Source organism: Mesorhizobium sp. WSM4809 (genome assembly GCF_055811655.1).
The window spans coordinates 354,678-368,024 of sequence record NZ_JBVVQW010000006.1; the positions used below are offsets into that span (position 1 = coordinate 354,678).

The 13,347-nt window shown below is 62.3% G+C and carries 13 protein-coding genes; 8 read left to right on the forward strand and 5 right to left on the reverse strand.

What is annotated here, in order from left to right; translation table 11 throughout:
- The first annotated feature begins 72 nt into the window (after positions 1 to 72).
- Entirely contained in the window at positions 73 to 552 is a 480-nt protein-coding gene (locus tag AC0L24_RS18315; protein ID WP_127810020.1) for a thioesterase family protein, read from the forward strand.
- Positions 553 to 788: 236 nt separating this feature from the next.
- Positions 789 to 986: a hypothetical protein gene (locus AC0L24_RS18320; protein ID WP_013531006.1), complete on the forward strand. Its 198-nt coding sequence runs from the start codon at positions 789 to 791 to the stop codon at positions 984 to 986.
- A 16-nt stretch (positions 987 to 1,002) separates the two neighbouring features.
- On the opposite strand, the gene AC0L24_RS18325 is transcribed toward AC0L24_RS18320, so the two are convergent.
- Positions 1,003 to 1,482, reverse strand: a complete 480-nt coding sequence (locus AC0L24_RS18325; RefSeq protein ID WP_127810019.1) for an Lrp/AsnC family transcriptional regulator — start codon at positions 1,480 to 1,482, stop codon at positions 1,003 to 1,005.
- 89 nt (positions 1,483 to 1,571) lie between these two features.
- On the opposite strand from AC0L24_RS18325, the gene AC0L24_RS18330 reads away from it, so the two are divergent.
- Positions 1,572 to 2,480: an EamA family transporter gene (locus tag AC0L24_RS18330; RefSeq protein ID WP_127397813.1), complete on the forward strand. Its 909-nt coding sequence runs from the start codon at positions 1,572 to 1,574 to the stop codon at positions 2,478 to 2,480.
- Positions 2,481 to 2,489: 9 nt separating this feature from the next.
- On the opposite strand, the gene AC0L24_RS18335 is transcribed toward AC0L24_RS18330, so the two are convergent.
- Positions 2,490 to 3,377 carry a dienelactone hydrolase family protein gene (locus tag AC0L24_RS18335; RefSeq protein WP_127810018.1) on the reverse strand — a complete coding sequence of 296 codons (888 nt, stop codon included), beginning with the start codon at positions 3,375 to 3,377 and terminating at the stop codon, positions 2,490 to 2,492.
- Positions 3,378 to 3,646: 269 nt separating this feature from the next.
- Between AC0L24_RS18335 and AC0L24_RS18340 the strand changes: the two genes are divergently transcribed.
- Together AC0L24_RS18340 and AC0L24_RS18345 are read left to right on the forward strand one after the other, a co-directional pair.
- The gene (locus AC0L24_RS18340) at positions 3,647 to 3,802 is read left to right on the forward strand and encodes a hypothetical protein (protein WP_164873690.1); all 156 of its coding nucleotides are present in this window, start codon (positions 3,647 to 3,649) and stop codon (positions 3,800 to 3,802) included.
- 8 nt (positions 3,803 to 3,810) lie between these two features.
- A complete protein-coding gene (locus AC0L24_RS18345) occupies positions 3,811 to 4,245 on the forward strand; it encodes a hypothetical protein (protein ID WP_127810017.1) in 435 nt (144 codons plus the stop codon).
- 138 nt (positions 4,246 to 4,383) lie between these two features.
- Here AC0L24_RS18345 and AC0L24_RS18350 read toward each other — a convergent pair whose 3' ends face one another.
- On the reverse strand, positions 4,384 to 6,699 hold the full coding sequence (locus AC0L24_RS18350; RefSeq protein ID WP_473564024.1) for a glucose/quinate/shikimate family membrane-bound PQQ-dependent dehydrogenase: 2,316 nt from the start codon (positions 6,697 to 6,699) through the stop codon (positions 4,384 to 4,386).
- Between the two features lie 251 nt (positions 6,700 to 6,950).
- On the opposite strand from AC0L24_RS18350, the gene AC0L24_RS18355 reads away from it, so the two are divergent.
- The 3 genes from AC0L24_RS18355 to AC0L24_RS18365 all read left to right on the forward strand — a co-directional run bounded on the left by AC0L24_RS18355 (position 6,951) and on the right by AC0L24_RS18365 (position 11,226).
- Positions 6,951 to 9,656, forward strand: a complete 2,706-nt coding sequence (locus tag AC0L24_RS18355; protein WP_127810015.1) for an ATP-dependent helicase — start codon at positions 6,951 to 6,953, stop codon at positions 9,654 to 9,656.
- Positions 9,657 to 9,677: 21 nt separating this feature from the next.
- Positions 9,678 to 10,469 carry an SIR2 family protein gene (locus tag AC0L24_RS18360; protein WP_473564025.1) on the forward strand — a complete coding sequence of 264 codons (792 nt, stop codon included), beginning with the start codon at positions 9,678 to 9,680 and terminating at the stop codon, positions 10,467 to 10,469.
- 145 nt (positions 10,470 to 10,614) lie between these two features.
- On the forward strand, positions 10,615 to 11,226 hold the full coding sequence (locus tag AC0L24_RS18365; protein WP_473564026.1) for a hypothetical protein: 612 nt from the start codon (positions 10,615 to 10,617) through the stop codon (positions 11,224 to 11,226).
- A 102-nt stretch (positions 11,227 to 11,328) separates the two neighbouring features.
- Here AC0L24_RS18365 and AC0L24_RS18370 read toward each other — a convergent pair whose 3' ends face one another.
- Both AC0L24_RS18370 and AC0L24_RS18375 read right to left on the reverse strand, forming a co-directional pair.
- Positions 11,329 to 12,378 carry an ABC transporter permease gene (locus AC0L24_RS18370; protein WP_127810014.1) on the reverse strand — a complete coding sequence of 350 codons (1,050 nt, stop codon included), beginning with the start codon at positions 12,376 to 12,378 and terminating at the stop codon, positions 11,329 to 11,331.
- Positions 12,375 to 13,172, reverse strand: coding sequence for an ATP-binding cassette domain-containing protein (locus AC0L24_RS18375; RefSeq protein WP_013530993.1), 798 nt, complete (start codon positions 13,170 to 13,172; stop codon positions 12,375 to 12,377). Before AC0L24_RS18375 ends, AC0L24_RS18370 begins: the two co-directional genes overlap by 4 nt.
- Between the last annotated feature and the right edge of the window lie 175 nt (positions 13,173 to 13,347).

Genomic DNA, 13,347 nt, shown 5'->3' on the forward strand with positions numbered 1-13,347 from the left:
GCTTGTTATGCGATTATGGATGCGTAGTCTTACCCGCCACGCTCTGTCCAGCGCCAGAACAAGGAAGTTTCGATGCCCATCCCCACTCCCTTCGTCTCGAAACCCATGGACATCGAGAAGGACTGGATCGACTACAACGGCCATCTCAACATGGCCTATTACAACGTGCTGTTCGACCGCTGCTCGGACGGTGCCTTCGAGGCAATGGGCATGGGACCGAACTATGCCAAGGATCGTCGCCTGACCATCTACACGGCCGAAGTCCATGTCTGCTACGTGCAGGAGCTGCATCTCGAGCACAAGGTCACGGTCTCCTTCCAGCTCATCGACCACGACGACAAGCGGCTGCGGGCCTACCAGGAAATCCGCCATGTCGACGGCTGGCTGGCCGCGACTTCCGAATCGCTGTCGCTGCATGTCGACATGTCCGGGCCGAAGGTGGCGCCCTTCCCCGCCGATGTGCTGGCCAGGGTCGAAGCCATGCGCGCCGCCCATTCGGCACTGCCGATGCCGGAACGGGCCGGCCGTTCGATCAGCATCAAACGCAAATAGGGCGAAGCCGACACCTTCTCGTTCCCGGCTTCAAAGCCACACCCGCAATCTAAAATCGCAGAACCCTGCCGTCGGCCGGCAGCAATGCTTGAAGCGGCGCGGCGCCCTCGTTAACCTTACCAAGGTTTTAACGGGAACAAGCCATCTGAGCCGTTGCGCGACTCAGCGGGTCGGTCGAAAACGATCCGCATCGAGGTAGCGACACGGGCGGCGCGGCGCCGGTTCGAGGAAAGTGCATGAAAACCGACATCAAGGTCGAAGTGGACAGGCTGGCCGCCGATCCGCGCATCACCGACTATGATTTCTGGCGCTCGCTCAAGAACGTCAACAACGAGATCTTCCACATCGCCAACAACAACGAGCCGATCCCGTTCGACATGATCCGCTGGCGCGCCATCCTGAAGCAGGCGCGCATGAAGCGCGGCCACGCATAGGTTCCTCTCCCGTAGGTCAAGCCTGGCGCCTCAACGCTCCCAGCGCCGAGCGCGCCACCACCGGCGACGACTGGATGATCGCCGTATTGGTCATCGCATAAGGAATGATGCGGTCGATCACCCGCTCGAGTTCGGCCACCGAGCCGACATGCGCCAGCGCGATGAAACAATCCTCTCCGGTCACCCGGTCGCATTGCACGATCTCCGGCAGTTCGCGGATGATCTCGGCCACGACGGCCAGTTGCCCCGGCACCGGCCGGATGCGCAGCCATGCCGACAGCGGCAGGCCGAGTGCCGCCGGGTTGATCCTGACCGAATAGGCCTCGATGACGCCGCTTTCCTGCAGCCGCTTGATGCGCTCGGCCACGCTCGGCGCCGACAGACCGACTGAGCGTGCCAGCTCCGCCGTGCTGGTGCGCGCGTCCTTCTCCAGCAGACGCAGGATCTTCATGTCAGAGACATCGAGGTCGGCACTTTCAGTTCGAAGGCGCTTCATGGGAAATTCCTTGCTTCTGAGAGAAATCTCGCCAGACGAGCCCATCATCACTCATATAAACCGGCAAATATGCCTGCGATACTGATCCGGTGGATGATCAAACGCAAGCTCTTACGGCAGATCCTGCCCCGGGCAACCCCACCCTGGCCAGGCCGACGGCAAAATTGCCGCCGCATGTCTGGTTCGCCGTCAGCGCCGTCTTCCACTATCTCGGGCCGGCCTTCGCCGTGCTGCTTTTCCCGCATGTCGGCGTGCTCGGCATGGCGTGGCTGCGCATCGCCACGGCAGCACTCATCTTCGCGCCGCTGACCCGTCCATGGCGAAGCTTCGCCCGCGCCGATCGCTCGACAAGACTGCTGTTGCTGGCCTTCGGCACCTGTCTGGCGGTGATGAACTGTTCGTTCTACCTGGCGCTCGACCGCCTGCCGATCTCGCTGGTGGCGGCGATCGAATTCGTCGGCACCATCGGCGTCGCGGCGATCGGCCTCAGGAGCCCGCGCAATCTTGCCGCCCTTGTCGTCGCCGTCGCTGGCACCTTGCTGCTCATCGACGTCAGATGGTCCGACAATCCCATCGGGCTGTGCTGGGCCTTCCTCAACGGCGCGCTGTTTGTCGGCTACATCGTGCTCGGCCACCGCGTTGCCGCGTCTGGCGTAGGCGCCGGCATCGCCGGCCTGGGTGCTGCCATGGCGATCGCCTTCATCGTCGTGCTGCCGATCGGCCTCACCGATGCGCTGCCGGCCTTTTTCTCACTGCCGCTGCTGTTCGCCGCCATCGGCGTCGGCATCTGTTCCTCTGTCATTCCCTACATCTGCGACCAGCTCGCCATGTCGCGGCTGCCACGCGCCAGCTTCGCGCTGATGCTGTCGCTGCTGCCCGTCACCGCGACGCTGATCGGCGTCGTCGTGCTGCGCCAGATTCCAAGTTTTACCGATTGCCTCGGCATTGCGCTGGTGGTCGCCGGCGTCGCCTTCCACAAGCCGGCGAACACGGATTAGACGAACGCCCTATGCCAGTTTCTGCTTGAGGAAGGCGATCGTTCTGCCCCAGGCGAGGTCCGCTGCCTTCTTGTCGTAGCGCGCTGCCGACGTGTCGTTGTTGAAGGCATGGTTGGCGCCTTCATAGACATAGACCGTGTATTCGACATGCGCCGCGTCGAGTTCCTTCTTGAAGGCGTCGATGCCGGCATTGATGCGCTCGTCCAGTCCGCCATAGTGCAACAGCAAGGCCGCCTTGATCTTGGATACATCGGCGGCCTTCGGCTGCATGCCGTAATAGGCAACGCCGGCACTGAGATCGGGCGCGTTGATGGCCAGCATGTTGACCGTGCCGCCACCCCAGCAGAAGCCGATGGCGCCGACCTTGCCGTTGCCGTCCTTGTCGCTCTTGAGGAAAGCGACGGTCGCGACACCGTTGGCGATGGTCTGCGCCGGATCGAGCTTGGCGAACATGTCGCGCGCCTTGTCTTCATCGGTTGGCGTTCCGCCGAGCGGCGACAGGAAATCCGGCGCCAGCGCCACGAACCCCTCCAGCGCCACGCGTCGCGTCACATCGCGGATATGCGGGTTGAGCCCCCTGTTCTCATGCACGACGATCACCGTCCCAAGCTTGCCCGCCTTGTCCGCCGGCTTGACCAGGTAGCCCTTCATCTCGCCGCTGCTGCCGGGATAGCTGATGTCCTCGCCCTTCACCCGCGGATCGTTGTCGGCGACAACAGCCGCTTGCGCCGAATTTGCCGCCAGAAGCGGCGCGATCGCGGCGGCCGCCGCACCCGATCCGGCAAGCCGGGTCAACTGCTCCATGAACCGGCGGCGATCGAGCGTCAGATGCGTATATTCGTCATAGGCGTCGATCATCGCCTGGGTGATGGCGGGCTTGGCGTCGGGTTTCGTCATGGATGGGGTCCTCTGCTTCGGGCTTTAGTTCCCAGCTACATAGGGACCAAGCCGGCATGATCCAGTCGAGCACTCATCGCGGCCGCCGATTGCCTCAGGGCGCAGGGCGCCGGCCGCGCCCGAGCAGTAAAGCCGGCGCCATGCGCGGCCATGTCATCACTTTTTGGTCATTGGCGATAAATCCTGCTGGCGCTGCCACAATCGTGAGGGAAGGTGGCTATCGACCAGTATCTGGCCGTGTGCCCACACGTCAGACCCAGAAGGAAGCGATGACCATGACCATGCCTTCCCCGATCCTCGCCAGCGCGCTCGTCCTTGCGGCGACCGCCGCTTTGGCCCTGTGCTCGATGGTTCTGAACGCAGGCAGACGATCGTTGATCAGGGTCCGCACTGAGCGGAACCGCAACACGAAAACCCAGGGCTGAGTGACGCCATGAACGTCCAGGATATCGTCAACACCGTCTCGCAGAAGGCGGGCCTCGACCAGGTGACGACGCAGAAAGTCGTCGGCACCATTTTCTCGGTGCTCGAACACGAGGCGGAGGGCACAAGCGCCTCGGCGTTCTTCGCCAGGATCCCCGGCGCCGACGACCTCGCCCATCAATATGACGTCATGGCCGCCGCTCCGGCCGGCGGTGGCGGTTTTCTGTCGTCGCTGCAGGGCGCGCTTGGCGGCGTTCTCGGCGAGAAGGCCGGCGCGCTGATCAACGGCGTCGCCGCACTCAAGGCATCCGGGCTCGACATGGCGCAGATCCAGAAGGCCGGCGCGACGCTGATCCAGCAGGCCGAAGCCGCCGCCGGCCCCGACCTGACCAACAAGGTGCTCGGCTCGGTGCCCAGCCTGAAGGGCCATCTGGGGATTGGCTGATCGACAATCGGGCCGATCGGAAGGTTTGCCGCCCCTCATCGCCCAGTCGGGCACGTTTCCCCGTCACTATGCGGGGGAAAGATACCGGCACAGATGATGGTCGGCGCGACCTCTGAGAGATCGCGCCCCCCTGCGCCCCTACTTCGGCAGCGCGTAGGCCATCACATAGTCCCCAGGCTTGGTGCCGACCGAACCGTGGCCACCGGCGACGATGACCACGAACTGGCGGCCGTCGGCGACCGTATAGGTCATCGGCGTCGATTGCCCGCCGGCCGGCAGCCGCGCCTGCCACAGCTGCTTGCCCGACGTCAGGTCGTAGGCGCGCAGATAGTCGTCGACCGCGGCCCCGAGGAAGGCGACGCCACCGGCGGTGATCATCGGCCCGCCGATGCCGGGCACGCCGACCTTCAGCGGCAGCGGCAGCGGCGTCATGTCGTAGACGGTGCCGTTGCGGTGCTTGTAGGCGATCTTGCCGGTCCTGAGATCGGCGCCGGCGACATAGCCCCAGGGCGGCGCCTGGCAAGGAATGCCGAGCGGCGACAGGAACGGCCCCATCACCACCGCATAGGGCGCACCCTCGTTGCGGTTCAGCCCCTGCTCGCTGCCGCGCCCTTCGTCCGGCGGCGGCATCTGATCGCGCGGAATGAGCTCCGACTTGAACGCCAGATAGGTCGGCATGCCGAACAGCACCTGCCGGACCGGGTCGACGGCAATGCCGCCCCAGTTGAAGGTGCCGAAATTGCCGGGATAGATCAGCGAGCCCTGGACGGAAGGCGGCGTATAGCGCCCCTCATAGCGCAGGCCCTGGAATTCGATCCGGCAGGCCAACTGGTCGAACATGGTTAGGCCCCACATGTCGGCGCCGGTGAGCGGCTTCGGCATGAAGGTAAGGTCGGAGACCGGCTGCGTTGGCGATGTGTGGTCACCTTCGATCGCGCCGCCGGGCGCCGGCACTTCGTTGACCGCAATGACCGGCTCGCCGGTGCGGCGGTCGAGCACATAGAGGTCGCCCTGCTTGGTCGGCCCGACCAGCGCCGGCACCACCGTGCCGTCGGGTTTGGTGATGTCGATCAGGCTCGGCTGCGCCGGCACGTCCATGTCCCAGAGATCGTGGTGCACGGTCTGCCGCACCCAGCGCACCTGCCCGGTGTTGAGGTCGAGCGCGGTGATCGACGACGAGAACTTCTCGACATTGGCACTGCGCCCGGCGCCGAGCTGGTCCGGCGTCTGGTTGCCGAGCGGCACGTAGAGCAGGCCGAGCTTCTCGTCGGCGCTCGGCGTCGACCACATGTTGGGCGAGTTGGCGGTATAGGTCTGGCCGGCCGGCAGCGGCGTCGTCTGGTCCGGATTGCCGGAATCCCAGTTCCACACCAGCGCGCCGGTGGCGGCGTCGTAGGCGCGGATGACGCCGGACGGCTCCTGCGTCGAATAATTGTCGTTGACCGCGCCGCCGACAATGATCTTGCCGCCTGAGATCAGCGGTGCCGAGGTCGAGTAATAATAGCCCGACTTCGGATAGGGCATGTTGGTCAGAAGGTTCAGCGTGCCGCCCTCGGCAAAAGCCTGGCAGATCTGCCCGTTGGCGGCATCGAGCGCGATCAGCCGCGCGTCCGAGGTCGGCAGGTAGACGCGGGTCGCACAGGGCTGCCCGGCGGCGCCGGCGGCATCGGCGTAATAGGCCACGCCGCGGCAGGTCTGGTGCTGGCGGTCCTTGTCGAGCTTGACCTTGGGATCGAAGCGCCATTTCTCCTTGCCGCTCGCGGCATCGATTGCGATGGCGAAATTATGCGGCGTGCAGATGTAGAGCGTGTCGCCGATCTTCAGCGGCGTCACCTGATAGGTGGTCTCGCCGACATCGTCGGGACCCTTCACGTCGCCGGTCTGGTAGGTCCAGGCGGGCTGCAGCTTGGCGACATTGTCCGGTGTGATCTGGTCGAGCGGCGAATAGCGCTGGCCGAACTGCGTGCGGCCGTAATAGTGCCATTCGCCGGCCGGCACATCATTGCCGAGATTGGCGTTGGCGACCACCTTGTCGGTGCCGAGTTCGCCGGCAATATCCTTCGGATCCGAAGTCATCGAATAACCGGCGACGGCTAATGATGCCAGCACGGCAAGGATCAGCGGCGCGCGTGCGTCAGGACCGACAAGACCCCGCCTCGCCCACGGCATCAGCAGCCACAAAGCGAGAAGCACGATGATGCCGCCGCGAGGCCCGAGTTCCCACCAGTCGAAGCCGGTTTCCCAGACCGCCCAGGCCAACGTGCCGAGCACGATCACCGCGTAGAGCCACAAAGCAGTCGACCTGCGCCGGTAAAGCAGCCAGGCGGCGATCAGGAAGGCAAGGCCAGCAACGACATAGTACCAGCTGCCGCCCAGCATCGCCAGGCGGATACCGCCGCCGCCGAGTGCCAGGCCGATGAGGAAAAGAATGAGGGAGGTGATGGTGACAGCCAAGATGATACTCCTTCGACTGTTGCGCTTTGCGGCGCTGCCATGGCAACCCGGCATTGCGTCGCTGCCCGAAGCACAACTTTCTCCCGACGGTCCCGCCTGTCAAGCATGGGCCTCAAGCGCAGGCGGTAATGGTCCATCGCCATTGGGATAACATCGACCGCACTGGGAGCGTGGGCAGCAATCGGGCACTTTAGCGGAACAAAACGTAGACAGTTCTGGTCTTTCCCCACCGAATCACTACATTCGGGGCAATGTCCGGCTTTTCCGAAGACATGCCCTTTTTCGACGAACCCAATGCGCGGCCCACGGCCCCGTCGGGCATCGCCGCGCGCGCCATGGCTGCCCGCAGCGGTCAAAACAACGCACCCGACTACCTGAAGGGCCTCAACCCGGAGCAGCGGCTAGCTGTTGAAACCACCGAAGGTCCGGTTCTGGTGCTGGCCGGAGCGGGCACCGGCAAGACCCGCGTGCTCACCACCCGCATCGCCCACATCCTCGCCACCGGCAAGGCGTTCCCGTCGCAGATCCTCGCGGTGACCTTCACCAACAAGGCCGCGCGCGAGATGAAGATCCGCATTGGCGTGCTGATCGGCGAAGGCAATGTCGAGGGCATGCCATGGCTCGGCACCTTCCACTCGATCGGCGTGAAGCTGCTTCGCAGACATGCCGAACTCGCCGGTTTGCGCTCCGACTTCACCATCCTCGACACCGACGACGTCGTGCGGCTGATCAAGCAGTTGATCCAAGCCGAAGGTCTGGACGACAAGCGCTGGCCGGCCAAGCAGTTCGCCCAGATGATCGACGGCTGGAAGAACAAGGGGCAAGGCCCGGCCGACATCGCCGAGGGCGACGCCCGCGCCTTCGCCAACGGCAAGGGCCGCGAACTCTACAAGGCCTATCAGGAGCGGCTGAAGACGCTGAACGCCTGCGATTTCGGCGACCTGCTGTGCCACCCGATCCGCATCTTCCGCGCCAATCCGGACGTGCTGAAGGAATACCACAGGCGCTTCAAATACATCCTCGTCGACGAGTATCAGGACACCAATACCGCGCAGTACATGTGGCTGCGCCTCCTGGCGCAGCGGCCTCAAGGCAAGCCGATCTCCCCCCTTGAGGGGGAGATGTCCGGCAGGACAGAGGGGGGCGCCTCGCGCCGACAGGCTGGAGGGACAGCGCCCCCCTCTGTCGCCTCCGGCGACATCTCCCCCTCTAGGGGGGAGATTGGGCGCTCTTCGGCCGAAACCCGCGCCACCGTAAACATCTGCTGCGTCGGCGACGACGATCAGTCGATCTATGGCTGGCGCGGTGCCGAGATCGACAACATCCTGCGCTTCGACAAGGATTTTCCCGGCGCCACCATCATCCGGCTGGAGCGCAACTACCGCTCGACCGCGCACATCCTTGGCGCTGCCTCCCACCTCATCGCCCACAATGAGGGCCGCTTCGGCAAGACGCTGTTCACGGACCGCAACGATCCCGAAGACGGCAAGGTGCATGTCCACGCCGCCTGGGATTCCGAGGAAGAAGCGCGCGCCGTCGGCGAGACCATCGAGACCTACCAGCGGCAAAAGCACAATCTCAACGACATGGCGATCCTGGTCCGCGCTTCCTTCCAGATGCGCGAATTCGAGGACCGTTTCGTCACGCTCGGCCTCAATTACCGCGTCATCGGCGGCCCGCGCTTCTACGAGCGCATGGAGATCCGCGATGCGCTGGCCTTCTTCCGCGTCGTCGCGCAAGGCGCCGATGACCTTGCCTTCGAGCGCATCGTCAATGTACCCAAGCGCGGCCTGGGTGAAGCCACCATCCGCCAGATCCACGACACCGCGCGTGCGCTGCGCATCCCGATGCTGGAAGCCGCCGCCAAGCTCGCCGAAAGCGACGAGCTGAAGCCGAAGCCGCGCGCTGCCTTGCGCGAGGTGGCGGCCAATTTCGAACGCTGGCAAAAGGCCCTGGAAACCACGCCGCATACCGAACTCGCCGAGACCATTCTCGAAGAGAGCGGCTACACCGACATGTGGAAGAACGACCGCTCGGTCGAAGCGCCCGGCCGGCTGGAGAACCTGAAAGAACTGATCCGCTCGATGGAGGAGTATGAGTCGCTGCGCTCCTTCCTCGAACATGTCGCACTGGTCATGGATGCCGAGCAGAACGCCGGGCTCGACGCCGTCTCGATCATGACGCTGCATTCGGCTAAGGGCCTCGAATTCGAGACCGTCTTCCTGCCCGGCTGGGAGGAAGGCCTGTTCCCGCATCAGCGCGCGCTCGATGAAGGCGGCCGCTCCGGGCTGGAGGAAGAGCGCCGCCTTGCCTATGTCGGCCTGACCCGCGCCAAGAAGAACCTGCATCTGTGGTTCGTCTCCAACCGCCGCATCCACGGCCTGTGGCAGTCGACCATTCCGTCGCGCTTCCTCGACGAACTACCGGAAGCCCATGTCGAGGTCGCCGAAAGCGGCAACTCCTACGGTGGCTACGGCAATTCCTATGGCGGCGGTTCCTTTGCCTCCGGCCGTGGCGGCCAGGGCGCGGGACGGCAAAACCCCTATGGCGCCTCGCGCTTCGACAATGTCGGCGCCGACAGCGAAAAATCCGGCGCCTTCTCCAACACCTATGCGACGCCGGGCTGGCAGCGCGCGCAGGCCAACCGCACCGAGGCGACCGACCGCAATTGGGGCTCGCGCTCCGGCCATCAGGTCGAGCGCATCGGCTATGGCGAGACGGACAGCGGCTACGGCGCCGGCCGCACCTCGGTCAAGGGCCGCACCATCGACGGCGAACTGGTCGCCAAATCCGTCTCCGACATGCCATCGCCCTTCAATGTCGGCGATCGGGTGTTCCACCAGAAATTCGGCAACGGCAACATATCCAACATCGAAGGCAACAAGCTGACCATCGACTTTGACAAGGCCGGCCAAAAACGCGTGCTGGACGGGTTTGTAACCGGGGCAACAAAATAGGCCAAAGAAGGTCGGGGACACATGTCAGTTGAGGAAGATCTAACAAAAATATTTAAAGCAAAGGCGGCCGGTCCATTCCTGTTTGTTGGATCAGGATTTTCCAGAAGATATCTAGGGCTCGAAGATTGGTCTGGGTTGCTACGGCGTTTCTGTCGTGGACCCCAGCCGTTTGAATTCTATCTGGCATCGGCAGATGGAAATTTGCCATTAGCGGCCAAGTTAATTGCGGAACAGTTCAATGATTTTTGGTGGACCTCTGATGAATTTAAAGAGAGCGTCTCGAAGAATAAAACGAAGGCGAAGGGGATAACATCCGCGCTGAGGATCGAAATTGCTAATTACCTACTAAAATTGGATCAGAACATAGCAAAGAAGTCAGAATATCAAAAAGAGGTTGAGCTCCTATCTTCTTTGAACGTTGATGGGATTATAACAACTAATTGGGATCCATTTCTTGAACAGGTATTTCCAGATTATAAAATATACGTCGGACAGGAGGAGCTTTTATTCTCAAACCCGCAAGAAATTGGAGAAATATACAAAATCCACGGATGCGCATCGCGCCCCGAATCTCTCACTCTAACCTCCGACGACTACCACGATTTTAACAATAAAAACGCCTATCTCGCCGCTAAATTGATCACGATATTCGTCGAGCATCCTGTGGTATTTATTGGATACTCAATATCCGACCAGAATATCAGCATGATGCTTAGGTCAATTTCATTGTGCATCGGAAAGGAAAACGTGGAGAAACTTAGAAAGAATCTGATATTTGTGCAAAGGCCCGCCGATAAGGAACGGTATATCTGATACCTATATTTCAATTGATGGCGTGCAAATCCCGCTCGTTCTTGTTAAGACGAATGATTTTTCTCAAATTTACCGATCTCTTGAGGCCACAAAGAGGAAGATACCAGCTAGAGTTCTCAGATATTGCAAGGAGCAACTTTATGAATTGGTAAAGTCGGCAGAACCAGAAAAGAAGATTTGTGTCGTAGACATTGATGAGATCGACAGGAAAGAGGACGTCGAATTCTTGGTAGGCGTGGGTGTTGTATCGCAACAACTGGCTCCTATTTCGGGCGTAGGTTATGCCGGTATCGACGCCAGAGATCTGATCGCTGATCTGATTTTCGAAAATCGAGGGTATGACCCGCAACAGGTCCTCGACCAATCGATAAAGACGGCAGGACGCAATACGAAAAACGTCCCTGTTTTCAAATACTTGCGCGCATCCGGAATTGCGAACAAGGATGATTACACAAAGATGGGGAACAATCTGGATAAATGGGTGAACCGGCCAGCCAAAGACTTTAGGCTAGGGATGTATGCCAAACCCTTTCTTTCGAAATACAAAGACTGCAAAATTGATGAAATTATAGGGAGATGCACGCCGGAGAACGCGACGATATACATCCCGTTCCTAAAACCGGACGAGATCGACTTGGGCTGCCTAAGTGATTTTCTTAGAGAAAATTTCGAAAAGACTGACTATCTGAAGTCAAATTACGCGAGCTATTTTCGTAAATTGGCGTCTTTCTATGATAGGTTGAAATGGGGGTTTTGAGGCCTCCCTACGGTCATTCCTAGCTAGGCGGCCACGATTCGCTCCTTCTGGCGAGTACTCGCTTCGGCCAGTTGATGACGGCTAGTCGAAATGTCCTGCCGCTTACCGATACCGCGCCTGGTTCCATTTATGCCCCAGCAGCGACAGGATGATGATCAGCCCGTTGAAGAACTGCACGTAGAAGCCGCTCAATCCTGCCGCGACGACGCCGGTCTGGATGAACGACACGGTGACCGCGCCGATGGCGCCGCCGACTACGGTGCCGATGCCGCCCCAGGTCGGCGTGCCGCCGACGAAAACCGAGGCCAGCACCGGCAGGAGATAGCCGTCGCCAGCCGTCGGCCACCAGGTGAAGTTGATCATCACCGAGAAGGTGCCGGCGAGCGCCGCACCGATGCCGACGAAGACGAACACTTTCACCCGCACGCGCTTGACGTCGATGCCCATCTGCTGGGCGCTGTCGGGGTTGTCGCCGACCACCCTCACCTGCGCGCCGAAGCGATGCCTGTTGTAGAGCATCGCCGACAGCACGACGAAGCCGATGGCCCAGAAGATCTGCACCGGAATGCCCAGGAGCTGGCTTGAGAAGATCGTGTAGGCCCAGCTGTCGCTGAGGCTGGTCAGCGCCATCGACTTGCCCTCGTTGATGATCTGGATCAGGCCGCGCAGCAGGAAATTCATGCCGAGTGTGGCGATCAGCGACGACAGCCCGCCATAGACGACCAGCGAGCCCACCAGGAAGCCGAGCAGCATGCCGGTGACGAGTGCCGCGGCGATGCCGAGGAACGGATCGTAGCCGGCCTGCACGACCAGCGCGAAGACCCATGAGGCAAAGCCCATCGTTGCCGGAAATGACAGATCGATCTCGCCGCAGGTGACGACGAAGACCAGCGGCACCACCACGAACAGCGCCACCGGCAGCGTCGTCAGCACCGAGCGGTAGAGATACCAGGTAGTGAAGACGGTCGGGTTGGCGATCATGAACACCGTCATCATGACGATGAACACGGCGAGCGTGCCGAGCGCGGCACGGTTGTCGAGGATGAAGCCACGCATCCAGTGATCGGACGGGTGCCTCCATTCCTTCTGAGAACCGGGACGGGGAATACCGGCGGACGGCTCGTGCAGGTCGGGCTCCATGGTCTTGCTCATCGTGCTCTCTGCTCCGCGTCGCCGGCATCGTGCAGCCCGGCCAATCCGCCGGGATGCGCGACCTCTTCCATGAAGTTGATAAGATCTTCGGCCGACTTGACCTCGCTGCGGTCGGTCGTCAGTGCGACCTTGCCGCGGTCGAGCACGACGAAGCGGTCGGCGATGTCGAAGACATGATGGATGTTGTGGCCGATGAACAGGATCGAGCGGCCGCTCGCCCGCACCTGGCGCACGAAATGGAACACCTTGGCGGTTTCGGTCAGCGACAGCGCCGTCGTCGGCTCGTCGAGGACGATCAGCTCGGCCTGCTTGTAGATGGCGCGGGCGATCGCCACGCCCTGGCGTTCGCCGCCCGAAAGCTGGCCGACGATCGACTGCGGCGTGAACACTTTCGAGGTGAAGCCGATCTCGCGCATCAGCCGGCTCGCCTCCTCGATCTCCTTGTTGACCCTGAGAAAGCCCATGAAGCCGGTCAGCTCGCGGCCCATGAAGATGTTGCGAACGATGGTCTGCTGCACGGCCAGCGCCCGGTCCTGGAACACCGTCTCGATGCCGGCCTCGCGCGAACGCGCCGCACTCCACCCGGTCACCGGCTTGCCGCGCACGAGGATTTCGCCGCTGGTCGGCTTGACCACGCCGGACAGGATCTTGATCAGCGTCGACTTGCCGGCGCCATTGTCGCCGAGCAGGCCGACGACCTCGCCGCGGTCGACGCTGAGATTGACCCCGCCCAGCGCATAGACCTGGCCATAGGATTTGCTGATGTCGCGCAGTTCGATGAGGCGTTCTGCCATCGGATCCTCGCTTTGATTGTCTCGTGCCGGCTGCGTCGCCAGCGGTCCCGGGGGGCGGGGGGGGGGGGCCGGCGGGCGCGGGGGGGGGGGGGGGGCGCGCGCGGGGGCCCCCCCCCCCCCCCCCCCCCGCCCCCCCCCCCGCGGGGGGCGGCCGGGGGCGGGGGGGCCGCCCGCG